Raw genomic sequence first — 23,970 nt, 5'->3', positions numbered from 1 at the left:
CGGATGGCGATGCGCTCAGGGCGCGTCGCGGGCCTCGAGGTAGCGCGTCATCAGCTCGTCGGCCTTGGGGCCGGCCGTGTCGCGGAACTGCTGCCACTGGGGCTGCGCCGCCTCGGTCAACTGCTCCGATAGCGCGGCATCGGGAGCGGACATGTGGATGCCGTGATCGGCGAGAATCTTCGCGTTGCGCGTATCCTCGTCCTGGGAGATCTGCTGGAACCGGGGCTCCATCTTCCGGGCCAGCGATTCGATCGTCTGCTGCTGCTCGCCGGTCAGCGAATTCCACGCATCGAGATTGATCGAGACGACGTCCGGTGCGAGCTGCCAGTCGAGCTTGTTGAAGTAGTCGGTGAACTCCCAGAAGCTGCCGTCGACGCCGGAGGGCGTCGAGGTGGTCACTCCATCGATCGCCCCGGAGGCCAGCGCCGGCACCACCTCGCCCCACGGCATCTGCACCGGGGAAGCACCCAGCGCCTTGAAGAATTCGGTGCCGTTCTTGTCGACGGTGCGCAGCTTCACGCCCGCGAGATCATCGACGGTCTTCACCGGCTGCTGGGTGAAGACGCCCTGGCCGGGCCACGGCACGGTGTAAAGGAATTTCTGGTTGAACTCGGCCGCCACGGCTTCGTAGTAAGGCCAGGCGGTGTCGCGCAGCAGCGCCGCATCGTCCTGGTTGCGAGTGAGATACGGCACGGATTCGATACCCAGCAGCGGCGCCTCGCCGACCTGCTGGGTCAGCAGCATGTCGGCGCCCTGGACGATGCCGTCGCGCACCGCAGAGAGCAGCTCGGGACCTTTCAATCCCAGATCGCCGCCGGCGTGGATGTCCAGCTCGACTTCACCGTCGGTGGCTTCCTTGACCGCGTCCGCGAACTGATTGAGCGTCTTGACCTGGAAGTTGCCCTCCGGCCACGGCGTGACGATCATCAACTGCGTCGCCGCCTGGACGCCGAATGTCGCCAGGGAGAGGACCGCTGCCGTGCCGCAGGCAGCCAGACGGGAGAGGGTCGCTTGCATGTTCGACTCCTGAGAGTTGTTGTTGTCGTGTGCCGCCGGGAGGCAGCCTTTCGGATCGAAGCGACTGTTTTGTATTGTGGCGTCGCCTTGGCATATCTTTGGCATACCAGAGCAGACAAGTCAATTCATATAGTGCAATAGGGCTTTGGTCTATCGACCGCTCCCGGCCTTGTCGTGGGTGACGCGGGGCCCGGCAATCGAGGGCGGGGGCTCGACGACGCCAGCCCGAGTTCCCGACTCGGGCCGGCATCATGACACCTACTCGAAGTAGCTGAAGGTCTCGCCGGGCTTGATGTCGAGCAGTGCGTGGTAGATCAGCTCGATCACGTTCTCGACGTCCTGCTTGTGGACCATCTCGACGGTGGTGTGCATGTAGCGCAGCGGCAGCGAGATCAGTGCCGAGGCGACACCGGAGTTGGAGTAGGCGAAGGCGTCGGTATCGGTACCGGTGGCGCGCGAGCGCGGCAGCCGCTGGAACGGGATCTTCTGCTCGGTGGCGACCTTGATCAACCGCTCGCGCAGCTTGTTCTGGATCGCCGGGGCGTAGCAGATCACCGGGCCGTCGCCGATCTTGTTGGCACCCTCGCGGCGCGGTTCGATCATCGGCGTCGAGGTGTCGTGGCTGACGTCGGTGACGATCGCCACATTCGGGTCGAGCCGTTCGGCGATCATCTCGGCACCGCGCAGCCCCACCTCTTCCTGCACCGCATTGACGATGTAGAGACCGAAATCGAGCGTCTGCTTGCGCGCCTTCAGCAGCCGCGCCACTTCCGCGATCATGAAGCCGCCGATGCGGTTGTCGATCGCCCGGCAGACCAGCTTGTCGCCGTTGAGCACGAAGAACTCGTCCGGGTAGGTGATCACGCAGCCGACGTGCACGCCCAGCGCCTCGACCTCCTCCTTGGTGCTGCAGCCGACGTCGATGAAGATGTTGTCGAGCTCCGGCGGCTTCTCCTTCGGGCCCTGGCGGCGGGTATGGATCGCCGGCCAGCCGAACACGCCCTGGACGATGCCGTTGTCGGTATGGATGTTGACCCGCTTGGAAGGGGCAATTTGGTGATCGCTGCCGCCGTTGCGGATGACGTAGATCAGGCCGTTGTCGGTGATGTAGTTGACGTACCAGGAGATCTCGTCGGCGTGGCCTTCGATCACCACCTTGTACTCGGCGTCCGGGTTGATCACGCCGACGGCGGTGCCGTAGGTGTCGGTGATGAACTCGTCGACGTAGGGGCGCAGGTACTCCATCCACAGCTTCTGCCCCTCCCACTCGTAGCCGGTGGGCGAGGCGTTGTTGAGATAGCGTTCGAGGAACGCCATGGCATCCGCGTCGAGCGGCTTGGCGCTATTTCGGCCGCCCTTGGCGGTTCTCTTGGGGCTCTTGCCGGTGCTTTTGCTCATGCATCTTTCCTAAACGAGTCATGAAGGTGGCTCTAGCTTAGCAGCCCCTGACGCGAGATTGCCTCATCGGCGCCCGTTCGCGTCTACGCTAGTGGTCTCACTCGACCCACCGGAGAGACAAGGATGACTCGACGCCCGCTACGCCACCACCAACGCTTCGCCTACCGCCCGATCACCGATCGGGACGATTGGCACTGGCCCGGCAATACCGACCTGGCGGTCTACATCGGGCTCAATCTGGAGCATTACGCCTTCGGCGAGGGTCGCGGCGTGGGGATCGCGCCGCCCGCGCCGGCAGGCGAGCCGGACGTGCTCAACTACGCGTGGCGCGAATATGGCAACCGGGTAGGGGCATGGCGCTGTCTCGAACTCTTCGAGGCATTGAACCTGCCGGCGGGCGTCATCGCCAACACCTCGGTTCTCGATCACTGCCCCGAGCTGCTGGATGCCTTCGTTGCGCGTGGCGACGAGATCATCGCCCATGGCCATACCAACGCCGAACGCCAGGGCCAGATGGATGAAACCCGGGAGCAAGAGCTGATTCGCAGCTGCCGCGACCGTCTCGCCGAGCGCTACGGCCAGGCGCCTGCCGGCTGGCTGTCACCGTGGATCTCGGAAAGCGAAGCGACGCCGGACCTGCTGGCGGGGTCGGGCTTCGACTACGAGCTCAACTGGGCGCACGATGACCGGCCGATCGCCATGAGCACTCGCGCCGGCACGCTCTGGTCGATCCCCTACCCGCAGGAGCTCAACGACATTCCGACCATCTCGACCCATCGCGTCTCGATGGAGGAGTTCACGACGATGATCCGCGATCAGTTTCGGGAACTGCTGGAGCAGTCACGCCGGCAGCCTCTCGTCATGGGCATCGCGCTGCACCCCTGGTTGATCGGTCAGCCGTTCCGGTTGCGTCAACTGCGGGAGGTGCTCACCGAGCTGGCCGACTACCGCGAGGCCCAGGGCGTGTGGTGGACGACACCGGGCGCCATCGCCGATTACGCCAGCCAGCGCTCTTAGCCCGCGGCTCGCGGCTCGCGGCTCGCGGCTCACAGCGTCATCGCGGCGATCCAGCCGAAGACCAGCAGCGGCACGTTGTAGTGCAGGAAGGTCGGCACCACGCTGTCCCAGATGTGGTCATGCTGGCCGTCGGCATTGAGTCCGGCGGTGGGGCCGAGCGTGGAATCCGAGGCCGGCGAGCCGGCGTCGCCCAGCGCCGCCGCCGTCCCCACCAGTGCGGTGGTCGCCAGCGGCGAGAAGCCGAAGCCCAGCGCCAGCGGCACGTAGAGCGAGGCGATGATCGGGATGGTGGAAAACGACGAGCCGATCCCCATGGTGATGAACAGCCCCACCAGCAGCATGATCAACGCGGCCAGCCCCTTGTGGTCGCCGATCATCGCCGCCGAACTCGTCACCAGGCTGTCCACCGCGCCGGTCGCCTGCATCACTCCGGCGAAACCGGCGGCCGCGATCATGATGAAGCCGACCTGCGCCATCATCCGCATGCCCTCGGTAAAGACGTCGTCCTGCGCACGCCAGCGAAACACGCCGCTGACCGACAGCAGCGCAAAGCCGAACAGTCCGCCGAGCACCATCGAGTCGGTCAGCAACTGCACTACCACCGTGCCGACCAGTGACGCCACCAGCACGATCTTCTGCCAGCCGCGGAGACCGGCTTCTCCATCGAGCGTGGTCGCGGGCTGCTCGTCGTCCCGCTGCCCCACCAGCGCGCGGTCCTCGTAATGCCGCCGACGGCGATAGCTGAAGAACACCGCCACCAGCAGCCCCAGCGCCATCCCGCCGATCGGCATCGCCATGGCCAGCGGTACCTGGGCCGCCTCGACCTGGAGGCCGAGCTGGGCACCGCTGCTGTTGAGGTTGTTGAGCAGGATATCGTTGAGAAAGATGGCCCCGAACCCCACCGGCAGCAGCATGTAGGGGGCGGTGATGCCGAAGGTGATCACGCAGGCCACCGCGCGGCGATCGAGCTCGAGACGGTTCATCAGCGTCAGCAGCGGTGGCACCAGGATCGGAATGAAGGCGATATGCACCGGAATCAGGTTCTGCGAACTGATCGCCGCCAGCAGCAGACAGCCCAGCAGCGCCAGTACCACGCGACGCGGGCGAGCGCCGGCGCCCTCGAGATGGAATCGCTGGACGGCGCGCCGAGCCAGGCCCTGGGTGATACCCGAGCGCGAAAGCGCTACCGCGAATGCCCCCAGCACCGCATAGGAGATCGCCACCGTCGCCCCGTTGCCCAGGCCGCCGTTGAAAGCCTCCAGAATGGCATCGAGCGGCATGCCCGCATAAAGCCCACCCGCGATGGCGGCAACGATCAGCGCAAATACGACCGATACCCGCGCCAGACTCAACGTGACCATGATCAGGATGGCCAGCACCACAGCATTCATGCATCGCCTCTTTTCGAACCGTGAACGGTATCCGCCGAACGCTGCCGACGAACGAAGCGGACGATGATATCGACCCCGTCACCGAACGCCAGGAAAAATCCGGGACGCGGGCCCACTCGTCACCGAGGCCGGCCGCGGGAGACGACGCCGTGGGTTACCGGACTCACCACCGGTAACCAAACGCCCCCATACCGGCAAAGCCGCTGACAAAAAACCTCATCCATTTTCGATCCGGTCGCCTTAAGCTCGATTGACGATAACGACCGGCGCAGGAAGCGTCGGCAGAGAGTGCTCGCCAGGTGACAGACCGGCGGACTCCGGGGTGATTGAAGGGGCTGGCTCAGCAACTTCAGGAACGGCGACATGCACAATGCGGATCGTGCCGGCTTCGCCATCTTCTGCGTGGCGATTGCCTTCATGGCTTTCATCGGGGGCGCCTTCGTCATTCTGACGAAGTCGTTCCCCTATACCTATCTCGACGATGCCCACAAGGCGGCGGTTGCCGTCATCGCGCAGCAGTCCGATGACGACCTCTACACCGGGACCGATCTGTGGCGCGACGCCCGCCGGGATGATCGAGGCACCACCATCGACGACCCGGAGAAAGCCTACGAGGGTCTGACGCTCTACACCTCGGGGGACGGCCCCTACGCCAACCTGGTCGATATGCACGGGAAGGTCGTTCACCGCTGGGAACTGCCCTACAGCGACGTCTGGGAAACCAGCCCGACCGGCCGCGATCCCCGTCCCGACGACCGCATGTACTGGCGCAAGGCCAAGGTCCTGCCCAACGGCGATCTGGTCGCCATGTACATCGCCGACAACGACACCCCGTGGGGATACGGCATCGTCAAACTCGATGCCGACTCCCGGGTCATCTGGAAGTATCACGCCAGCACCCACCATGACCTGGATATCACCCCGGACGGCGACGTGATCACCCTGACCCATGCGTTCACTCAGCGGAAGGTGCCAGACTTCCAGGCCCTCTCCTATCCGTGGCTCGACGACTATCTGGTCAGGCTGGACGGGGAGACGGGCGAGGAGATCAGCAAGGTTTCGCTCGGCGACGCCTTCATCGACTCCCCCTTCGCCGCTCTTTTCTACTCGGTGCCGAGCTTCGCCACCGAGGACCCGCTTCACACCAATAGCGTTCAATACCTGGACGACGAACTGACCCGGAATTTCGCGCCGGCCAACGGCCACGGCGGCCAGATCATGCTGTCGTTCCGCCACCCCGGGGCGGTGGCGCTGGTCGATCCGGACGCCGGGGAGATGACCTGGGCCATGAAAGGGCCGTGGCTGGGCCAGCATTCCGCCCGCGTCCAGCCCAACGGCAACTTCACGCTGTTCGACAACCTGGGCAATTTCGAGCGGGGCAATCGTACCCGCATTCTGGAAGTGAACCCGAACGACGATGCGATTGTCGCAAGCTATAGCGGCACTGATGAACACCCCTTCGACAGCGGCCTGCGCGGTGCCGCGCAGACACTGCCGAATGGCAACCGGCTGATCACCGAATCCGATGGCGGCCGGCTGTTCGAGACGACTCCACAGGGGGAGATCGCCTGGGAGTTCATCAATCCCGCTCGCGGGGGTGACAAGGAGCAGTACGTCCCCGTGGTCTCATCGGGTCAGCGCATCGCCACTGCCAACCTCGACGCGGATTTCCGCGCCGATCTCGACACCACTAGGAGGTGATCGTCATGACGCGTTTGACCAAGCGATACGACAAGTTCCTGCTGACGGGCGTGCTGGCCGTCGGTGCCATCCTGCCGCTCACCGCCGAGGCCTACGTCGGCCCGGGCGCCGGCCTGAGCCTTCTCACGGCGCTATGGGGCATCATCGCCGCTGTCGGCATGGCGCTGTTCTTCGTCATCATGTGGCCGATCCGTCGCATGCGTCGGCGCCGAAAGGCCGAAGCCGCCGCGGCCTCGGCGGGCGAATCGTCCACGGCGCAGGCCCGCACCGCCCAGGACCCCGAGTCGCCGCCGACCACCACCCGCGTCGAACAGACGCAGCGCGAGACGCCGCAGGCCGACCAGCGCTCGTGAAGCCAGGGTGATGGGCCGGGACGTCCTGGCGCGTCCCGGTCAGCGCATCGATCCCGAGGCACTTCCCCTCGCCATGAAACGTCACCCCTGTCTTCGGCGCCGAGCGACGCGCCGAGGAGCGGCTTGTGTCAGGAGGACACATGGGTTTACTGAATCTGCCCGATCCGATCTTCGGCGCCATCGATGGCGGGATGCAGTCGTTCCTGCCGGCCACCGTGCGCTTGATCGTATGGGCGACGATCGCCGGTATCGGCACGCTGTTCCTGTATCGACTGGTCTCGCCGCAAGGCAGAATCGGCCACGCCAAGCGCGAGGCCCGCGCCGCACGCCAGCGACTCAACGAGTTCGACGGTGAGTTCAGTGATGCCGGACCCTTGATCCGCAACCAGTTTCTCGCCGCCTTCAAGCATCTCGGGCTGGTGTTCCTGCCCACACTCGTCTCGATCCTGCCCCTGCTGGCGCTACTGACCTGGCTGGAGAGCTACTACGCCCACGCCTTGCCGGCGGCAGGCGACACCCCGACCGTGCAGGTCACGCCGGACACCTACGACGCGCAGTGGGTCCAGCAGGACGATGGCCCCCACGTGATCGTCAGCGACAGCGACAGCGAATTGGCCAACGTTGCCATCACGGCGCCGATTCCGGTGATCGAGCAACGCCACTGGTGGAACTGGCTGGCCGCCAACCCCTTGGGTTACCTGTCCGCGGAGAGCGGCATTACGCGGATCGCCTTCGACCTGCCGGAGCCCGAGTATCTTCCGTTCGGGCCGGGCTGGATGCGCCACTGGCTGGCGGTCTTCTTTCCGATCATGACGATCGTCTCTCTGATCACCTATCGCTGGGCGAAAATCGAATGAACCACTTTGATTCCGACGATTCGGCGCCTCGGGCCGCCGAGCCAGGCGCAGCCAGAAACGAAACGACCGCCAGTGGAGACATCAGCGATCCGGGCTTCGTGGTCCCCGGCTGGATGCACTGGCTGGGGGGCTGGATCCACCGCAAACCCCGCACCTGGATCAAGCTTGGCAACCTGGAGACCCGCGCGGTCCGGGATGCGATCACCGACAAGCGGGTCGACCGCCCCGTCTACGTCGCCGGCCTGGCCCGCTCGGGCACGACGATCCTGCTCGAGCACCTGGCCTCGCACCCCGATGTGGCAACCCACCGCTACATCGACTTCCCTCCTCTGCTGACGCCTTACTGGTGGAATCGCTGGCTGGCGAAGGTGCCCAACGCCCAGGAGCAGGCCCAGGAGCGCGCTCACAAGGATGGCATCGAGGTGACCTCGCAGAGCCCGGAGGCGTTCGAGGAGATGCTGTGGATGGCGTTCTTCCCCGACATCCACGACCCGAGCCACAGTTCGGTGAAAGGCCGCGATGCCGAGCACCCCGAGTTCGAGCGCTTCTACGACGAGCACGTGCGGAAATTGCTCGCGGTGCGCGATCGCCAGCGCTACGTCGCCAAGGGCAACTACAACCTGGTGCGACTGGGCTATCTGCACCGGCTCTACCCGGCGGCGAAATTCATCCTGGTGATTCGCGATCCGGTCTGGCACATCGCTTCGCTGATGAAGCAGCAGAAGCTGTTCGTGGCCGGCGAGACCAGCGAACCGCGCGCCCTGGAGCACATGCGCCGGGTGGGGCACTACGAGTTCGGTCTCGACCGGCGGGCGATCAACGTGGGCGACGACGACGAGACCCGGCGCATCACCGAGCTATGGCAATCCGGCAATGAAGTCGAAGGGTGGGCTCGCTACTGGGCGGCGATCTACGCCCATGTCGCCGACACGCTGGACGCCGACCCGGAGCTCGAATCGGCTTGTCTGCTGGTGCGCTACGAGGCGCTCTGCGGCGAACCCCACGAGAGCTTGCAGGCGGTCTTCGACCACGCCGAGCTCGAGCTGGCGCCGCAAGCGCTGGCCGACGCCGCCAGCGGCCTGCATGCGCCGACCTACTACAAGCCCAGGTTCAGCGACGCGGAGCTGGCCACGATCGCCGAGATCACCGGCCCCGTTGCGGCCCGGTTCGGGTACTAGTCGCGGGCTTCGGCCAGCGCCGGTTTCGGGGCGCTTGAAAATCGGCTTCGGCCTGCGCCGGTTTCGGGGCGCTTGAAAAGAAACGGGGCGGCCAGATGGCCGCCCCGCTTTCCGTCGTATCGACTCGCTCCGCCCTCACCCCTGGGCGGGATGTGCCGGATAGTGACGCTCCTCCGGCGGGGTCGGGAAGTACTGATAGAGCCAGGTCTCGCTCACCGTCTTGCCGTCGGCGAGCAGATTCAGGCGCATATTGATGGGATCGGTGGAGTCGCTGGTGGGGTACCAGTCGAACTGAATGCGGAAGCCCTCGATCTCCTCCACCCACAGGATATCGAGCTGCTTGACGTCGCCCTCGGGCACGTCGAGCTGGGTCTTGATGTCGATATCGTTGTCGTAGAGGTGCTTGAGCTCGCCGCCGATGAAGTCCACTGCGATCCGCTTGGCCCACACCTCGGGATAGTGCTCGCCCGGCGCCCAGCCCTCCGGGAAACCGCCGATGCCGGTGAAGGTCTTGCGCACGCGAGCCAGCTCGGGCTTCACCGGCGGCTGCGCGCTCCAGTAGAGCTTGTAGCCGTAGTTGAGTTCCTGGCCCGGCTCGATCGGCTGTTCGGGCTTCCAGAACGCCACCACGTTGTCCATGGTCTCGCCGGTGGTCGGGATCTCGAGCATCTGGATCTCGCCCTTGCCCCACTGCCCCTTCGGCTCGACCCACAGGCTCGGCCGCTTGTGATAGTTGCCGACGATGTCTTCGTAATGGGTAAAGTCGTGGTCGGTCTGGAGCAGGCCGAAGCCCTTGGGGTTATCGTCGCCGAAGGTGTTGAACTGGACCCGCGGCGGATTGTTGAGGGGGCGGCAGACCCACTCGCCGTTGCCGAGCCACATCGACAGCCGGTCGGAGTCGTGAATCTGCGGGTGGAAGGTCAGGCACATGTCGCGCTGCTGGGTGCCGCAGCTGAACATGCTGGTCATCGGCGTGATACCGAGCTGGGCGATCGACTCGCGCGGATAGAGATGCTTGTCGATATCCATCACCACGCGCTCGTCCTCGCAGTGGATGACGAAGCGATAGGCCCCGGCGAGGCTCGGTGAATCGAGCAGCGCATAGGCGGTGAAGGTCGTCGCGCCGGGCTTCGGCGTCTCGAACCAGAACCGGGTGAAGGCCGGAAACTCCTCGGTCTTGCCGTCGCTGTAGGTGTTGACCGTCACGCCACGAGCGGACAGACCGTACTGATAGGTGTCGTCGACGGCACGGAAGTAGCTGGCGCCGAGGAAGGAGACGATATCGCGCTCGGTCAGCGAAGGCGCCTTGAACACCCGGAATCCGGCGAAGCCGAGATCGCCCTGGCCCTCGAGCTGGGAGACATCGACGTCGGCCCGGGAGTAATCGAACAGGTCCGGCCGGAAGTGGATCTCCTTGGCCTGCTGGGTCTGCGGATCGATGGAGTACATCCGGACCGGCTGGTTGAACGCCATGCCGACATGGAAGAACTGGATGTCGAGCGGACCATTCATGCTCTTCCACAGCGAATGGTCGGGATCGTAGCCGATGGCGTTGTACTTCTGCGGCGTGAGGTCGGCCAGGGTCGGCGGTAGCTGCTCGACAGTGCTCTGGTAGGCCTTGGCAGCCAGGTCACGGGCAAATCCCTGCAGCCAATCGAAGCTGAAGGAAGACGCCTCGCCATCGGCAATGTCACTGGTGGCACGCGCCGCCGCGAACAGCGGTGCCGAGGGCAACCCATACCAGGCAGCCAGGGCAATCGCGCTTTTCAGCACACTTCTACGATCCATGAACACCCCATCCTTATGTCTGTCGGCAATCGAACTGGAAGCATACCCGATCGTCTCGGATCAGGCTGCACCGGAGAAAATCCCTTTTCAGACGCCAATGCCATCCGAGGGTTCCCCGGGAGCGGGCCGACCCGTGTCCCCGCTCGCGCGCGTCGGTGTCCGCCCCCTGTCGACTCGCCGTTGGTGGCATCGTCGACCCATGGTTGGCGTGCTAGGGTTTCGTACGAAAAGTCGGCGAGCGATGACCAGACAAGGCAAAAAACAGCGAAGAGACGGAGTTTACGGGGCGTAAATGAGTACTTTGAGCTGTTTTTTAACGCCGTATGGCCGAGCGCAGGCAGTTTTCGTACAAAGCCTAACGTCGATTCCATCACCGTTCCGCCGACATCGAGAGGCCCCGTGAAACGACGCTACTCCTCGCACCATGCCTGGCGCCGCGCCCAGAGCATCGACGAACTCGCCTGGATGGCGCGCCGGCGCCTGCCCGCCTTCGCCTGGGAGTATGTCCACGGCGGCTCGGAAGACGAGATCACCCTGCACGACAACCGTCGCGCCTTCGCCGCCTGGGGGTGGCAACCGCGAACGCTGGTCGACGTCGAGCAGCGCGACAGCCGCACGCGGCTGCTGGGGGCCCCCGCCGAGCTGCCGCTGGCGATCGCGCCCACCGGCTACAACGGCATGCTGTGGCGGGACGGCGATATCGCGCTGGCCCGGGCGGCCGCCAGTCGCGGCATTCCGTTTACCCTGAGCACGGTCTCCTGCGCCAGCCTGGAAACCCTCGCCGACGCGGTGCCGGAGGCGCGGCTCTGGTTCCAGCTCTACGTGCTGGATGACGAGGCCGTTCGCAACGACATGCTCGAGCGGGCGAAGCGCGTCGGCGTCGACACGCTGATGGTCACCACGGACACCGTGGTGCTGGGACGTCGCGAATGGGATTCGAGAAGCTACCTCAATCCCCGGCGCCTGGCGCTGCCCTATCTCGTGGACGCCGCCCTGCATCCGCAGTGGGCCTATCGAGCGCTCTGGCCCCAGGGCCTGCCGACGCTGGGCAACCTGATGAAGTATCTGCCCAAGGAACAGCAGAGCGCGGGCAGCGCCGCCGGCTACATCAATCAGCGCATGACCCGCCGGCTGACTTGGGAGGTGCTGGCCGACATTCGCCAGCGCTGGCCCGGCAAGCTGCTGATCAAGGGAATCCTCAACGCCGAGGACGCGCTCGAGGCCAAACGCATCGGCGCCGACGGCGTGGTCGTCACCAACCACGGCGGCCGTCAGCTCGACGGCGCGCCGGCGACGCTGGATGCGCTACCCGAGGTCGTCGACGCGGTGGGAGAGTCGATGCACGTGCTGCTCGACAGCGGCATCCGCCGCGGTAGCGATATCGCCAAGGCCGTGGCGCTGGGCGCCGAGGGCGTGCTCTGCGGCCGCGCCACGCTCTACGGCCTGGCGCTGGGCGGAGAGGCCGGGGCGGCCCATGCCATCGACCTGCTCAAGGAGCAGTTGCACAACCTGATGGCGCAGCTGGGACGGCCGACGCTCGAGCAGATCGACCGCACCTGCCTGCGGCGCGCCCCCTATGCCGCTACCCGAGGCGACCTCCCCCAACGCCCGAGCGACGCCCTGCCGGGTGGAGAGACGCCGGGGGATATGCCCTAGGCTCCCAGCCCTTTCGACAGCGAGGGCTGCACGACCTCGATCCAGTAGCCATCGGGGTCCTTGACGAAGATCACGTTCTTCATCTTGCCCTGGTCGGCGCGCTTCTTGAACTCGACCCCGTTGGCATCGAACCACTGCTCGGCAGCCGCCAGATCCGGCACCGCGAAGCAGATATGGCCGAAGCCCTGTGGTTCGGCATTGCCGTCATGATACGAAAGCTCGGGATCGTGCTCGCTGCCCCAGTTGTGGGTCAGTTCCAGTACGCCTTTCTGCGAAAAGGTGTAGGCGGTACGCTCGCCATCGGCTTCGGGGATGGCGCTGTCGTCGTCGACCCGGGCCAGAAAATAGAGCGTGAACTGCATCTCCGGAAAGTCGAGCTTGCGCAGCAGGCGCATGCCGAACACACGGGTGTAGAAGGCCAGCGACACCGCCGGGTCCTTGGCCCGCAGCATGGTGTGATTGAACACGAAGCCTTGCGTCTCCGCCGGCGCGGCTTGTACGCCGGGAACCTGGTCTTCGGCAATGGACATGGGATCCTCCTGTGGATTCGGATGACGATATCGACAGACAGCCGAAACGCCGATGGGACACCAGAACAGTGGGGGCGACTTCTGCCGCTCTCAAGCCTTGCGGTTCCCGCCCCCGGCGAGAAGAGGACCACGACGACCGCATACCGAAACGCCAGGGCCGGACGACTTTGCAGCACCGGGCCCCTGCTCTACACTCGGTTGAAACCGGCAGACAGGGCCCGCGGGCATGGCGACAGGCACCACTCCCCACCATTTCTCCCGATTCACCGCGGCGCGGCAGGCTCCCTCGACCCGATCAAATCGCCAGGCAACGCTCTCCCAGCCGGGCCTGCTGTTCCTCGCCCTGCTCCTGCTGCTGCTCGCCGGTTGCAGTACCCAGAAGGCGATCGTCACCCGCGACGATGGCCCGGCCATCGACGGCAACAATCTCTCCATCGACCGCATTCTGGTGATGTCCGCCGCCAAGGACGCGCTCGGCACGCCCTACCAGTGGGGCGGCAGCACACCCCGGGGCTACGACTGCTCGGGGCTGGTACAGATGGCCTACGGCAAGATCGGCATCTCGCTGCCGCGAACCTCCAACGAGCAGTTCCACGCCCTGAAGGAGATCGACGTCGCCCGTCCCGGCGACCTGCTGTTCTTCGGCTCGGGCAGCCGTGCCACCCATGTCGGCATCTACATGGGCGACCGCCAGATGATTCATGCGCCCGGCAGCGGCCGCACCGTCAGCGTGTCGTCGCTCGACATCCGCTACTGGCGCCAGCACTACCTGGGGGCAGCGGCGCCCGCGAACTGAAATCGTGCCCGAAGGTTCAGCCACCAAAACCGCACGGCGCCCTTGAGATATCGGGCGCTGGCTACCACGTTGTAGGAACGTCACGGACATATCGTGCGAGCGCGGGCATGTCGTTATCGCTATCGATTGTTTCACAGCACTGCCCGGGCTCGTCATGATGGAGTTCCGACCCCAGGCTTCGGAAGGAAGCCGTCAACGGCAACAGGAGAAAGTCATGGCGTTACAACTCGGCGATACCGCCCCGGATTTCACCCAGGAGAGCACCGAAGGGCCGATCTCGTTCCACCAGTGGGCCGGCGACAGCTGGGTCATCCTGTTCTCCCACCCGGCCGACTTCACGCCGGTGTGCACCACCGAGCTCGGCGAGGTCTCGCGCCTCAAGCCGGAGTTCGAGCGTCGCAACACCAAGGCGATCGGCCTCTCGGTCGATCCGCTGGACGACCACCAGCGCTGGGTCGGCGACATCGAGGAGACCCAGGGCTGCGGGCTCAACTTCCCGCTGCTGGCGGATGCCGACCGCTCGGTGAGCGAAGCCTACGGCATGATCCATCCCAACGCCAGCGGCACCAACACCGTGCGTTCGGTGTTCATCATCGATCCGGCCAAGAAGGTGCGCCTGACCATCACCTATCCGCCCAGCACCGGGCGTAACTTCGCCGAGATCCTGCGCGTGCTCGACAGCCTGCAGCTGACCGACGGCTACAAGGTCGCCACCCCGGTCAACTGGCAGGATGGCGACGACGTGATCATCGTGCCGTCGATCGACAACGAGAAAGCCAAGGAGCTGTTCCCCAACGGCTGGGACGAGAAAAAGCCCTACCTGCGCGTGACCAAGCAGCCGAACAAGTAAGCCGGCTGCCAGGTAGCAGAGAAAAAAGCCCGCGCTCATCGAGCGCGGGCTTTTTTTGGCTCCCGAGAACGCCTGCGCCGAACAGCAGCCGGGAGGCCATGCCGGCGGCAGAGAGCCCGGCAGCGACTTACGGCTTCAGACGAATCCCGGCGTGGGGCGGCGGTACCAGTAGAAGCGTCGCTCCCCGGATCAAATGGCAGCGGTTCATGCGCTGACCTGCTCTCCATGATAGAAGCGGATGCTGGGTAGCTGGCCGCCCAGCCAGTAGGCGAGTTCCGCCGGCCCGGTCACGTCCCAGGCAACCGCGTCAGCCACCTTGCCCACCTCGAGCGAGCCGTGGCTGGCCTCGATGCCGAGCGCCCTGGCCGCATTCAGCGTCACGCCGGCCAGGGCCTCCTCCGGCGTCAGGCGGAACAGCGTGCAAGCGAGGTTCATCATCAGCCGCAGCGACAACACCGGCGAGGTGCCGGGATTGAGGTCACTAGCCAACGCCATGGCGACGCCGTGCTCGCGAAACGCCTCGATCGGCGGCAGCTGGGTCTCCCGCAGGGTCAGAAACGCGCCGGGGAGCAGCACGGCGGTCGTACCGCTGGCGGCCATGGCCCGTGCATCGTCGGCGTTGGCGTACTCGACGTGATCGGCCGACAGTGCGCCGAACTCGGCCGCCAGCTGGCAACCCCCCAGGTGCGACAGCTGCTCGGCGTGCAGCTTGACCGGCAGACCGAGCCGGCGAGCCGTCTCGAAGACCCGCCGCATCTGGGCCGGAGAAAACGCTATGCCCTCGCAGAAGCCGTCGACGGCGTCGACCCATCCCTCCGCGGCCAGCGTCGGCAGCATCGTCTCGCACACCCGTTCGATGTAGTCATCGCTGCGACCGGCGTACTCCGGCGGCAGGGCGTGGGCGGCCAGGCAGGTCGTCTTTACCGTCACCGGCAGGCGTTTGCCCAGTTCGCGGGCGACCCGGAGCATGCGCCGTTCACTATCGAGATCGAGACCGTAGCCGGACTTGATCTCGAGTGTGGTCACGCCCTCGGCCAGCAGCACCCGCGCCCGCGCTTCGGCGCTTGCGTAGAGCGTCTCGAAGTCGGTCTCCCGGGTCGCTCTGACACTGCTGACGATACCGCCGCCCTGACGGGCGATCGTCTCGTAGTCGACGCCCTCCAGACGCTGCTCGAACTCACCGCTGCGGTCCCCCCCGAACACGAGATGGGTGTGGCAGTCGATCAGCCCCGGCGTCAGCCAGCGACCGCCGAGGTCGTGGATCGCCTCGAAATCCTGCTCGGCCAGATCGTCGGCCTTGCCGATCCAGTCGATCCGTCCATCGGCAATGACGAGCGCGGCGTCGGTGATGAGGGAGTAGCGGCCCTCGGCCATGGTGATGGCGTGACAGTGGTGCCAGAGCTGGGTCATGGGCGATTGCCTCCGTGCGGTCGGAAAAGATCAGGTCAAGGTGAGGGCGCGCGCTTCCGGCGCTGTACTCAGGGTCGCCGCCACGGACTCAGGGATCGCGGCGGAGCGCATCGCCGAGAAGGCTCGCTCGATATCCCGGGAGAGCGGATGCTCCTCCTCGTAGACGCCGACGAGAGTGCGCAGCCAGCGCCATGCCGCACTGGTGCCGGTGGCGAAGCGCTCGCTCGGCAGCAGGTCGAAGGCCTGCGCCGCACACAGCCACTCGATGGCGATGATGCGAAAGGCGTTGTCCAGCGCGACATCCAGCTTCAGCGCGGCGCTGTCGCCGAGGCTGAGGTGATCCTCCTGCAGGGCGGAGGTCAGGTAGTTGTCGATCACCGCCGGCTGGGCCAGGCGCTTGTTGTCGGCGGCCAGCGAAGCGGCCGTGTACTGCGCGATCATCAGCCCGGATTTCATCCCGCTCTCCGCCGAGAGAAAGGGCGGCAGGCCACTGTGCAGGCTGCTCACTTCCGGCGTCACCAGGCGGTAGATGCGCCGCTCGGAGATCGCGCTCCACTCCGCCACCGCCATCGCCAACTGATCGCAGGCCAGGGCGATCGACTCGCCATGCGGGTTGGCTTGCGAGACGACCCGGTAGCCGTCGCCGCTCTTCAGCAGCAGGGGATTGTCGGTGGCACCGTTGAGCTCACGCTCGATCTGCTGGGCCGCGTGTGCCAGCTGGTCGCGACAGGCGCCGTGGACCTGCGGAATCGCGCGCAGACTCAGGGCGTCCTGCAGGTGCCCGCCACGGCGCGCGGCGAGCCATGGGCTGTCGTGCAGCAGCTCCCGCAGGGTGGCGCCACATATCTGCATCCCGAGCTGCGGCTTGAGGGCGAGGACATCGGCATCGAACGCCGCCAGCTGGCCACCCAGCGCATCGAAGCTCATCGCCGCGCCGACGTCCGCCCAGGCGCTCAAGCGATTGGCGCCATCCAGTGCCAGGCAGGCCAACCCGGTCATGGCCGGGGTACCGTTGACCAGACTCAAGCCGTCCTTGGCGCCCAGGGCCACCGGCGGCTTGCCGATCCGCGCCAGTGCTGCCTCGGCGCTCATGACCCGGCCCTCGTGGCGAACCTCGCCGATGCCGATCATCGCCAAGCCGATATGCGCCATGTGGGTGAGATACCCCACCGACCCCTGTCCCGGCACCACCGGCGTCACCCCGTGGTTGAGAAAGTCGAGCAGCCGCTCGACGATCTGGGGACTGATGCCCGAATGGCCGTGGCTGTAATTGACCACGGCGGTCGCCATGATGGCGCGGACCTGGTCGTCGCGCAGGGGGGCGCCGACACAACAGGCGTGGCTCATCAGGGTGTGATAGGAGAGCCGCACCAGTTGATCCGGCGCCAGGCGTACCTGGCAGAGCGCCCCGAGGCCGGTATTGATGCCGTAATAACGGGTGTCTTCCCGGGCGAACGCCTCCACCGCCTGGCGAGCCTCGCGAACCTTGGCCCAGCGCCCGTCATCGAGCGCCAGCTGCGCGCCATGGCAGGCCACCTCGACGATGATGCGCCAGGAGAGTGGCCCGTTGCCGAGCGTGACGGTTTTCATCGTCTCACCCCTCGCTCGCCGCCGTGGCGCCGCTGGCCGCGTCCCTGGGCAGCGCCGTGGCGATGGCGCTCTCGCGCCCGTAGATCAGCGCCTTGACGCTCGCGGCGAGGACCAGAACGAACAGGAAGACCACGAAGAAGCCGCCCGCCGCCGCGAGATACTTGATCCCATCGACGCCCTGCTCGCCACCCCCGAAGGCGACCATGACGAACGCGATGACGCTGATCGACACGCCCCACAGGATCTTCTGGAAGGTGGGCGATTCATCGTCGGCGGTCATGCCCCGGGTGCAGATCGTGGCGATGGTCGCCGACATCGAGTCCGCGGCGGTGGCGAACGAGAGGATCAGCGCCAGGATCGTGGCCGGCACCAGCAGCCAGGCGAGCGGCAACTGGTGGAGGAAGCCCCACAGGCCGGCCACGGCACCGTCCTGCTTGATGATCGCGGCCAGGTCCAGCGTGCCGTCCAACTGCCACTGGATCGCGCTGCCGCCCCAGACCGTGAACCAGACGATGCCGAAGATCGCCGGCAGCAGCCAATTGATCATCAGGAACTCGCGCAGCGTCCGCCCGTAGGAGATGCGCGCCAGGAACAGGCCCATCAGCGGGGCGTAGGCGATCCAGATCGACCAGTCGTACATCGTCCACCAGGTCACCAGCGCTTCACCGCCCAGCGCCTTGGTGTCGAACGCCCAGGTGAAGAAGTTGTCGAGCCAATAGCCGATGCTGGTGGTGGAGAGATTCAGCATGTAGATCACCGGGCCGATGATCAGCAGCAGTGCCAGCATGGCGTAGTAGAGATAGGCATTCAGCGAGGAGAGATAGCGAATGCCACGCTTGAGCCCGGACACCGAGGAGGCGATGAAGATCACCGTGATGATCGCCACCAGCACCAGCCAGGTGGTGGGCCCGACGCTCACGCCATACTCCCGCGACACCCCCGAGCCGATCAGGGCGACGCCGGCGCCCAGCGACGATGCGAGGCCGAGCGCGATCGCCAGCACCGACACGATATCGATGATGGCGGTGATCGCCGGACGACGGTGATGATCGCCGATGATCGGCGAGATGGCCGCCGAGATGGAGAAGCGTTGGCGTCGGTTGTAGTGCATGTAGGCGATCATCATGCCGACCACGGCATACATCGCGTAGGGAATGAAGCTCCAGTTGTGAAAACTGCGTGCCAGCGCGAAAACCGCCGACTCGCCGCTGCCCGGCGCGAAGGCTTGCTGGTCGATCTCGCCGTAGACATTGCCCATGTAGATGATGGGTTCATTGACGGCGTAGGTGACCACCCCCGTGGCGATACCGCCCGTCAGGGCCATGGCGAAAGTCGACATCAACGAGAACCTGGGCTTGGCATCCGCGCCACCGAGGCGAATGTTGCCCACCTTGGAACAGAAGACGTACCCGACGACGGCTAGAGCCACCACGGCGACCAGTTGATAGAGCCAGGCAAAGTCGGAGAGCGTCAAATAGAAGATATCCCGCGCGACGTCGATCAGCAGTTCGTTGTCGACCAGGCCGATGATCGCGGCGACGGCGACGATCAAGAACGTCGGGATGAATACGCTGAGCTTGAGGCTTCTGGGAGCGGGTTTTGACATTTTTATACCCTGACACGAGAGGCTGTCGGACCGCGTGAAACTACCACGCGGCCCATGTCGTCAATGCGGCCGGGGAGAGCCTCCCCGGCCACTGTCGACGTTCCGGAGCTACTTGATCATCGGCAGGTCGAGTCCCTGAGACTTGGCGCACTCGATCGCGATGTCGTAGCCGGCGTCGGCGTGGCGCATCACGCCAGTGGCCGGATCGTTGTGCAGGACCCGAGCGATGCGGCGCGCGGCGTCGTCGCTGCCGTCGCAGACGATCACCATGCCAGCGTGCTGCGAGAAGCCCATGCCGACGCCGCCACCGTGATGGAGCGAGACCCAAGTGGCACCGCTGGCCGTATTGAGCAGCGCGTTCAACAGCGGCCAGTCGGACACGGCATCGGAACCATCCTGCATGCTTTCGGTTTCGCGGTTGGGGCTGGCCACCGAGCCGGAATCGAGATGATCGCGGCCAATGACCACCGGCGCGGAGAGTTCGCCGCTGCGCACCATCTCATTGAACGCCAGCCCCAGCTTCGCGCGCAGGCCCAGACCGACCCAGCAGATACGTGCCGGCAACCCCTGGAAACTGATCCGTTCGCGAGCCATGTCCAGCCAGCGGTGCAGGTGCGCGTCATCGGGAATCAGCTCCTTGACCTTGGCATCGGTCTTGTAGATGTCCTGCGGATCGCCGGACAGTGCCGCCCAGCGGAACGGGCCAATGCCCCGGCAGAACAGCGGCCGAATATAGGCGGGGACGAAACCGGGAAAGTCGAAGGCGTTGGCAACGCCCTCTTCCTGCGCCATCTGGCGGATGTTGTTGCCGTAATCGAAGGTAGGGATACCCTGCTCGGCGAACGCCAGCATGGCGCGCACGTGCTCCGCCATCGACGCCTTGGACGCCTTGACCACCGCCTGCGGCTCGCGCTTGCTGCGCGCCCGGTAGTCTTCCCAGCGCCAGCCGGCCGGTAGATAACCGTTGAGCGGATCGTGGGCGCTGGTCTGATCGGTGACCATGTCCGGGCGCACGCCACGCCGAACCAGCTCAGGCAGAATTTCCGCCGCATTGCCGTGCAGGGCGATGGAAACCGCCTTGCCTTCGGCGGTGTAGCGCGCGATCCGGGCCAGCGCATCGTCCAGGTCGTCTGCCTGCTCGTCGACATAGCGCGTGCGCAACCGGAAATCGATGCGTGACTGCTGGCACTCGATATTGAGCGAGCAAGCCCCCGCCAGCGTCGCCGCCAGCGGCTGCGCGCCGCCCATCCCCCCGAGCCCCGCCGTCAGCACCCAGCGCCCTGCCAGCTTGCCATCGTAGTGCTGGCGTCCGGCCTCGACGAAGGTCTCGTAGGTCCCTTGCACGATGCCCTGGGAGCCGATGTAGATCCACGAGCCCGCGGTCATCTGGCCGTACATCATCAGGCCCTTGGCATCGAGCTCGTTGAAATGCTCCCAGTCGGCCCAGTGCGGTACCAGGTTGGAGTTGGCAATCAGCACCCGCGGCGCATCGGCATGGGTCTTGAACACCCCGACCGGCTTGCCCGACTGCACCAGCAGCGTCTCGTCCGTCTCCAGGCTCTCGAGCGACGCGACGATCGCATCAAAACACGCCCAATCCCGGGCCGCACGCCCGATACCGCCATAGACCACCAGCTCCTTGGGGTTCTCGGCCACATCCGGGTCGAGGTTGTTCATCAGCATGCGCAGCGGCGCTTCGGTCAGCCAGCTCTTGGCTGTCAGGGTGTTGCCACGAGGGGCGCGGATGTCGACGTCACGAAAACGGGAATCTTTCATGAGAGCTCCAGGCAAGCGATAGGCCACGAGATACGGGTGCCCGCGGTCGCGGATGAAGCCATTGAATATGTATATACATTAAGCTGTCAAACGAAAACGCATCGACCGACCGATTCTCCCCCTCGAGCACCAGAGAATCCCAAACAAGGTGCATGGACGGGCCGATCGCACTGAAATGGCGCATGCAGGCCCCGTCTTGAACTGCCACGGCAAGCACGCTATATGTATATACAAATCGATGCCAAGGATCGCCCACCGTGTCCAGAACCTACTTCGCCGCCGCCGCGCTCCTGCCCGACGGATGGCACCGCGACGTCCGTCTGAGCGTCGACGATCAGGGGATCATCGAGGGCGTCACCAGCGACGCCACCGACGAGGGTGCCGAGCGGCTGAAAGGGCCGGTGCTGCCGGGCATGCCGAACCTTCACTCACACGCCTTTCAGCGCGCCATGGCCGGCCTGGCGGAGGTGGGATCGGCGCTGCCCGACAGCTTCTGGAGCTGGCGCGACCACATGTACGCGCTGGTCGACCGGCTGACACCCGACGAGGTGGCGATCATCGCCCGCGCGCTCTACGTCGAGATGCTCAAGGGCGGCTATACCCAGGTCAGCGAATTCCACTACCTGCACCACGCCCCGTCCGGGGAACCCTACGCGGACCCGCTGGCGATGTCGGACGCGCTGCTGGAGGCAGCGGCCAGCAGCGGTATCGCCATGACACTGCTGCCGGTGCTCTACGCCCACAGCGATTTCGGCGGCGCGCCGCCGACCCGGGGCCAGCGGCGCTTCGTTCATGGCGTCGACGCCTATCTGCGCCGGCTGGATGCGCTGCAAGGGCGCTGCCAGGCCGATCCGCGCCATACGCTCGGCATGGCCCTGCACTCCCTGCGGGCGGTCACTCCCGAGGAGATCGCCGCGGTACTCGCCGCCAACCCGGCCGGCCCACGCCATATTCATGTCGCCGAACAGCAGAAGGAGGTCCAGGCCAGCCTGGCCTGGTCCGGCCAGCGGCCGGTGCGGTGGCTGCTGGACAACGTCGAGATCGACGCGCGCTGGTGCCTGATTCATGCCACCCACCTCGATGACGGCGAAATCGACGATCTGGCGGCCAGCGGCGCCGTCGCCGGGCTCTGCCCGACCACCGAGGCCAATCTCGGCGACGGCCTCTTCCCCAGTGAAAAGTATGCCGCCCGCCAGGGCCGCTGGGGCATCGGGTCGGATAGCCATGTCTCCCTGAACGTCGTCGAGGAGTTGCGGCTGCTGGAGTACGGGCAACGCCTGACAACGCAGCGGCGCAACGTGCTGCAGAGTCCACGGCAGCGCAGCGTCGCGGAGTGGCTCTACACCCAGGCGGCCGCCGGCGGTGCCCAGGCCTCGGGCCAGCCGATTGGTGCACTGGCCCCCGGCAAGCGCGCCGACTGGGTCGTGCTGGATGGTGACGATCCCTATCTGGCGAGCGCCAGCGACACGTCGCGGATGGGTCGCTGGCTCTTCGCCGGGAGCCAGGCCCAGATTCGCGACGTCATGGTGGCCGGCGTGTGGCAGATCGAAGAGGGTCGTCACGCCCGGGACGAAGACAACCGAAGGGAGCTGCGCGACGTCTTGCAGAGACTGCAACGGCGCGACTGACCGCCACGGCCGACGACAACAACCAACAACATTTTCAGGAGCCTCTTATGCCGTCATCATCCCAGGCCGAGTCCGAACAGGCGTTCAGGCCGTCGCCGACCCAGCTGTTCAAACTCATCATCCCCAGCGCACTGGGCATCCTGGTGTTTTTCGTCCCCCTCTCGATCGATGACCGGCGCACCATTCTGCTCGATCACTTCGTCATCGGCCTGCGCGCGCTGATGGGCAGTGGCGTGACCCTCTATGCCCTGGTGCTCGTTGTGGCCGGCGCCCTCTACCCCTTGTGGAGCGGACGATGGCGGGCCAGTCGCACCGAAACCGTGCTGACCCTATTCAAGCTCATCGGTGCAGGCGTGGCGATCATGGCCGTCAGCGGCTGGGGACCGGCGGCACTTTTCGCCCCGGACATGCTGCCGTTTCTGTTCGACAAGCTCGTCATCTCGGTCGGCCTGATCGTGCCGGTGGGCGCGATCTTCCTGGCGCTGCTGATCAACTACGGGCTGATGGAGGGCGTGGGCGTGCTGTGCCAACCCTTGATGCGCCCGATCTGGCGCACGCCCGGGCGCTCGGCGATCGACGCCGTGGCCTCCTTCGTCGGCAGCTACTCGATCGGGCTGCTCATTACCAACCGCGTCTATCTGGCGGGTCGCTACTCCGCGCGCGAGGCGGCGATCATCGCCACCGGTTTTTCGACGGTGTCGGCCACGTTCATGATCATCGTGGCCAAGACGCTGGACCTGATGGCGATGTGGAATCTCTACTTCTGGCTGACCCTGCTGATCACCTTCATCGTCAGCGCCATCAGCGTCCGCCTGCCGCCGCTGGCCGGGATGGACGACCGCAAGGCGGATGGCGAAGCCGAGGTCCCCCGCGGCCAGCGCCTGCGCCGGGCCTGGCACGAGAGCCTGATGGCCGCCGACCGCGCGCCGAGACTCGGCAGCAGCGTCATCACCAACCTGAAGGAGGGCCTGCTGATGACCATCAGCATCCTGCCCTCGATCCTGTCGGTGGGGCTGCTGGGTCTGCTGCTTGCCAAGTACACGCCGGTGTTCGCGTGGCTGGGGATGATCTTCTACCCCGTGATCGCCCTGTTCGGGATCGATGAGGCACGCCAGCTCTCCCAGGCGGTGGCTTCCGGGCTGGCCGAGATGTTCCTGCCGGCCCTGCTGACGGCCGACGCCTCGCTGCCGGCCCGATTCACCGCCGGCGTGGTGTCGGTATCCTCGATTCTGTTCTTCTCGGCATCGATACCCTGCATCCTGTCGACCCGCATACCGCTGTCGATCGGGCAAATCGTGGTGATCTGGCTGATTCGGACGCTGCTGAGTCTCGTCCTGGCGCTCCCCGCGGCACTCATGGTGGCGGCGATCGTCGCCTGAACGGCGCGATGCCTACCGCCTCGACGGCCCACCCGCGGCGTCGAGCGTC

19 protein-coding genes are annotated in these 23,970 nt (G+C 65.7%); 10 read left to right on the top strand and 9 right to left on the bottom strand.

The features are described from left to right. Positions 1–15 precede the first annotated feature (15 nt). Both AAGT95_RS08730 and AAGT95_RS08725 read right to left on the bottom strand, forming a co-directional pair. Positions 16–1,017: a TRAP transporter substrate-binding protein gene (locus AAGT95_RS08730; protein WP_110597548.1), complete on the bottom strand. Its 1,002-nt coding sequence runs from the start codon at positions 1,015–1,017 to the stop codon at positions 16–18. A 258-nt stretch (positions 1,018–1,275) separates the two neighbouring features. Next, the gene (locus tag AAGT95_RS08725; protein WP_342596230.1) at positions 1,276–2,415 is read right to left on the bottom strand and encodes a M42 family metallopeptidase; all 1,140 of its coding nucleotides are present in this window, start codon (positions 2,413–2,415) and stop codon (positions 1,276–1,278) included. 123 nt (positions 2,416–2,538) lie between these two features. Between AAGT95_RS08725 and AAGT95_RS08720 the strand changes: the two genes are divergently transcribed. Then, positions 2,539–3,432: a polysaccharide deacetylase family protein gene (locus tag AAGT95_RS08720; protein ID WP_110597549.1), complete on the top strand. Its 894-nt coding sequence runs from the start codon at positions 2,539–2,541 to the stop codon at positions 3,430–3,432. Positions 3,433–3,461: 29 nt separating this feature from the next. On the opposite strand, the gene AAGT95_RS08715 is transcribed toward AAGT95_RS08720, so the two are convergent. Beyond that, complete coding sequence (locus tag AAGT95_RS08715) at positions 3,462–4,823, bottom strand: Na+/H+ antiporter family protein (RefSeq protein WP_342596229.1); 1,362 nt, start codon at positions 4,821–4,823, stop codon at positions 3,462–3,464. A gap of 363 nt (positions 4,824–5,186) precedes the next feature. On the opposite strand from AAGT95_RS08715, the gene AAGT95_RS08710 reads away from it, so the two are divergent. From AAGT95_RS08710 to AAGT95_RS08695, 4 genes are all read left to right on the top strand, one after another. After that, positions 5,187–6,524: an arylsulfotransferase family protein gene (locus tag AAGT95_RS08710; RefSeq protein ID WP_342596228.1), complete on the top strand. Its 1,338-nt coding sequence runs from the start codon at positions 5,187–5,189 to the stop codon at positions 6,522–6,524. A 5-nt stretch (positions 6,525–6,529) separates the two neighbouring features. Next, positions 6,530–6,877 carry a hypothetical protein gene (locus AAGT95_RS08705; RefSeq protein ID WP_342596227.1) on the top strand — a complete coding sequence of 116 codons (348 nt, stop codon included), beginning with the start codon at positions 6,530–6,532 and terminating at the stop codon, positions 6,875–6,877. Positions 6,878–7,017: 140 nt separating this feature from the next. After that, positions 7,018–7,734: a hypothetical protein gene (locus AAGT95_RS08700; protein ID WP_342596226.1), complete on the top strand. Its 717-nt coding sequence runs from the start codon at positions 7,018–7,020 to the stop codon at positions 7,732–7,734. Next, on the top strand, positions 7,731–8,912 hold the full coding sequence (locus tag AAGT95_RS08695) for a sulfotransferase (protein ID WP_342596225.1): 1,182 nt from the start codon (positions 7,731–7,733) through the stop codon (positions 8,910–8,912). The genes AAGT95_RS08700 and AAGT95_RS08695 overlap by 4 nt, the downstream gene beginning before the upstream one ends. 135 nt (positions 8,913–9,047) lie before the next feature. Here AAGT95_RS08695 and AAGT95_RS08690 read toward each other — a convergent pair whose 3' ends face one another. Further along, entirely contained in the window at positions 9,048–10,700 is a 1,653-nt protein-coding gene (locus AAGT95_RS08690; protein WP_110597553.1) for a glucan biosynthesis protein, read from the bottom strand. Positions 10,701–11,099: 399 nt separating this feature from the next. Between AAGT95_RS08690 and AAGT95_RS08685 the strand changes: the two genes are divergently transcribed. After that, positions 11,100–12,356: an alpha-hydroxy acid oxidase gene (locus AAGT95_RS08685; protein WP_342596224.1), complete on the top strand. Its 1,257-nt coding sequence runs from the start codon at positions 11,100–11,102 to the stop codon at positions 12,354–12,356. Here the strand turns inward: AAGT95_RS08685 and gloA are convergent. Further along, on the bottom strand, positions 12,353–12,886 hold the full coding sequence (gene gloA, locus AAGT95_RS08680; protein WP_342596223.1) for a lactoylglutathione lyase: 534 nt from the start codon (positions 12,884–12,886) through the stop codon (positions 12,353–12,355). The genes AAGT95_RS08685 and gloA overlap by 4 nt on opposite strands. Before the next feature lie 226 nt (positions 12,887–13,112). Here gloA and AAGT95_RS08675 point away from each other — a divergent pair, with 226 nt between their 5' ends. Together AAGT95_RS08675 and AAGT95_RS08670 are read left to right on the top strand one after the other, a co-directional pair. After that, positions 13,113–13,682 carry a C40 family peptidase gene (locus tag AAGT95_RS08675; protein WP_110597555.1) on the top strand — a complete coding sequence of 190 codons (570 nt, stop codon included), beginning with the start codon at positions 13,113–13,115 and terminating at the stop codon, positions 13,680–13,682. A gap of 214 nt (positions 13,683–13,896) precedes the next feature. Continuing rightward, positions 13,897–14,532: a peroxiredoxin gene (locus AAGT95_RS08670; protein WP_035475066.1), complete on the top strand. Its 636-nt coding sequence runs from the start codon at positions 13,897–13,899 to the stop codon at positions 14,530–14,532. 204 nt (positions 14,533–14,736) lie between these two features. On the opposite strand, the gene hutI is transcribed toward AAGT95_RS08670, so the two are convergent. The 4 genes from hutI to hutU all read right to left on the bottom strand — a co-directional run bounded on the left by hutI (position 14,737) and on the right by hutU (position 20,914). After that, positions 14,737–15,942 (bottom strand): imidazolonepropionase, encoded by a 1,206-nt coding sequence (gene hutI, locus AAGT95_RS08665; RefSeq protein ID WP_342596222.1) that lies wholly within the window; start codon positions 15,940–15,942, stop codon positions 14,737–14,739. A gap of 30 nt (positions 15,943–15,972) precedes the next feature. Further along, on the bottom strand, positions 15,973–17,532 hold the full coding sequence (locus AAGT95_RS08660; RefSeq protein ID WP_342596221.1) for a histidine ammonia-lyase: 1,560 nt from the start codon (positions 17,530–17,532) through the stop codon (positions 15,973–15,975). A 4-nt stretch (positions 17,533–17,536) separates the two neighbouring features. Continuing rightward, positions 17,537–19,138, bottom strand: coding sequence for a BCCT family transporter (locus AAGT95_RS08655; protein WP_342596220.1), 1,602 nt, complete (start codon positions 19,136–19,138; stop codon positions 17,537–17,539). Positions 19,139–19,246: 108 nt separating this feature from the next. Then, positions 19,247–20,914, bottom strand: coding sequence for a urocanate hydratase (gene hutU, locus AAGT95_RS08650; RefSeq protein ID WP_342596219.1), 1,668 nt, complete (start codon positions 20,912–20,914; stop codon positions 19,247–19,249). Between the two features lie 257 nt (positions 20,915–21,171). Here hutU and AAGT95_RS08645 point away from each other — a divergent pair, with 257 nt between their 5' ends. Both AAGT95_RS08645 and AAGT95_RS08640 read left to right on the top strand, forming a co-directional pair. Further along, a complete protein-coding gene (locus AAGT95_RS08645) occupies positions 21,172–22,542 on the top strand; it encodes a formimidoylglutamate deiminase (RefSeq protein ID WP_342596218.1) in 1,371 nt (456 codons plus the stop codon). 47 nt (positions 22,543–22,589) lie between these two features. After that, positions 22,590–23,921, top strand: a complete 1,332-nt coding sequence (locus AAGT95_RS08640) for a YjiH family protein (RefSeq protein WP_342596217.1) — start codon at positions 22,590–22,592, stop codon at positions 23,919–23,921. The last annotated feature ends 49 nt before the right edge of the window (positions 23,922–23,970 follow it).

Source organism: Salinicola lusitanus, from assembly GCF_038648475.1.
GTDB classification, from domain to species: domain Bacteria; phylum Pseudomonadota; class Gammaproteobacteria; order Pseudomonadales; family Halomonadaceae; genus Salinicola; species Salinicola lusitanus.
This window is presented reverse-complemented; position numbering and strand designations above follow the sequence as displayed.

Bases quoted from the DNA above. Each gene is read 5' to 3' on its own strand.
- AAGT95_RS08730 (WP_110597548.1), bottom strand. From the start codon at position 1,017: ATGCAAGCGACCCTCTCCCGTCTGGCTGCCTGCGGCACGGCAGCGGTC.
- AAGT95_RS08725 (WP_342596230.1), bottom strand. From the start codon at position 2,415: ATGAGCAAAAGCACCGGCAAGAGCCCCAAGAGAACCGCCAAGGGCGGC.
- AAGT95_RS08720 (WP_110597549.1), top strand. From the start codon at position 2,539: ATGACTCGACGCCCGCTACGCCACCACCAACGCTTCGCCTACCGCCCG.
- AAGT95_RS08715 (WP_342596229.1), bottom strand. From the start codon at position 4,823: ATGAATGCTGTGGTGCTGGCCATCCTGATCATGGTCACGTTGAGTCTG.
- AAGT95_RS08710 (WP_342596228.1), top strand. From the start codon at position 5,187: ATGCACAATGCGGATCGTGCCGGCTTCGCCATCTTCTGCGTGGCGATT.
- AAGT95_RS08705 (WP_342596227.1), top strand. From the start codon at position 6,530: ATGACGCGTTTGACCAAGCGATACGACAAGTTCCTGCTGACGGGCGTG.
- AAGT95_RS08700 (WP_342596226.1), top strand. From the start codon at position 7,018: ATGGGTTTACTGAATCTGCCCGATCCGATCTTCGGCGCCATCGATGGC.
- AAGT95_RS08695 (WP_342596225.1), top strand. From the start codon at position 7,731: ATGAACCACTTTGATTCCGACGATTCGGCGCCTCGGGCCGCCGAGCCA.
- AAGT95_RS08690 (WP_110597553.1), bottom strand. From the start codon at position 10,700: ATGGATCGTAGAAGTGTGCTGAAAAGCGCGATTGCCCTGGCTGCCTGG.
- gloA (WP_342596223.1), bottom strand. From the start codon at position 12,886: ATGTCCATTGCCGAAGACCAGGTTCCCGGCGTACAAGCCGCGCCGGCG.
- AAGT95_RS08675 (WP_110597555.1), top strand. From the start codon at position 13,113: ATGGCGACAGGCACCACTCCCCACCATTTCTCCCGATTCACCGCGGCG.
- AAGT95_RS08670 (WP_035475066.1), top strand. From the start codon at position 13,897: ATGGCGTTACAACTCGGCGATACCGCCCCGGATTTCACCCAGGAGAGC.
- hutI (WP_342596222.1), bottom strand. From the start codon at position 15,942: ATGACCCAGCTCTGGCACCACTGTCACGCCATCACCATGGCCGAGGGC.
- AAGT95_RS08660 (WP_342596221.1), bottom strand. From the start codon at position 17,532: ATGAAAACCGTCACGCTCGGCAACGGGCCACTCTCCTGGCGCATCATC.
- AAGT95_RS08655 (WP_342596220.1), bottom strand. From the start codon at position 19,138: ATGTCAAAACCCGCTCCCAGAAGCCTCAAGCTCAGCGTATTCATCCCG.
- hutU (WP_342596219.1), bottom strand. From the start codon at position 20,914: ATGAAAGATTCCCGTTTTCGTGACGTCGACATCCGCGCCCCTCGTGGC.
- AAGT95_RS08640 (WP_342596217.1), top strand. From the start codon at position 22,590: ATGCCGTCATCATCCCAGGCCGAGTCCGAACAGGCGTTCAGGCCGTCG.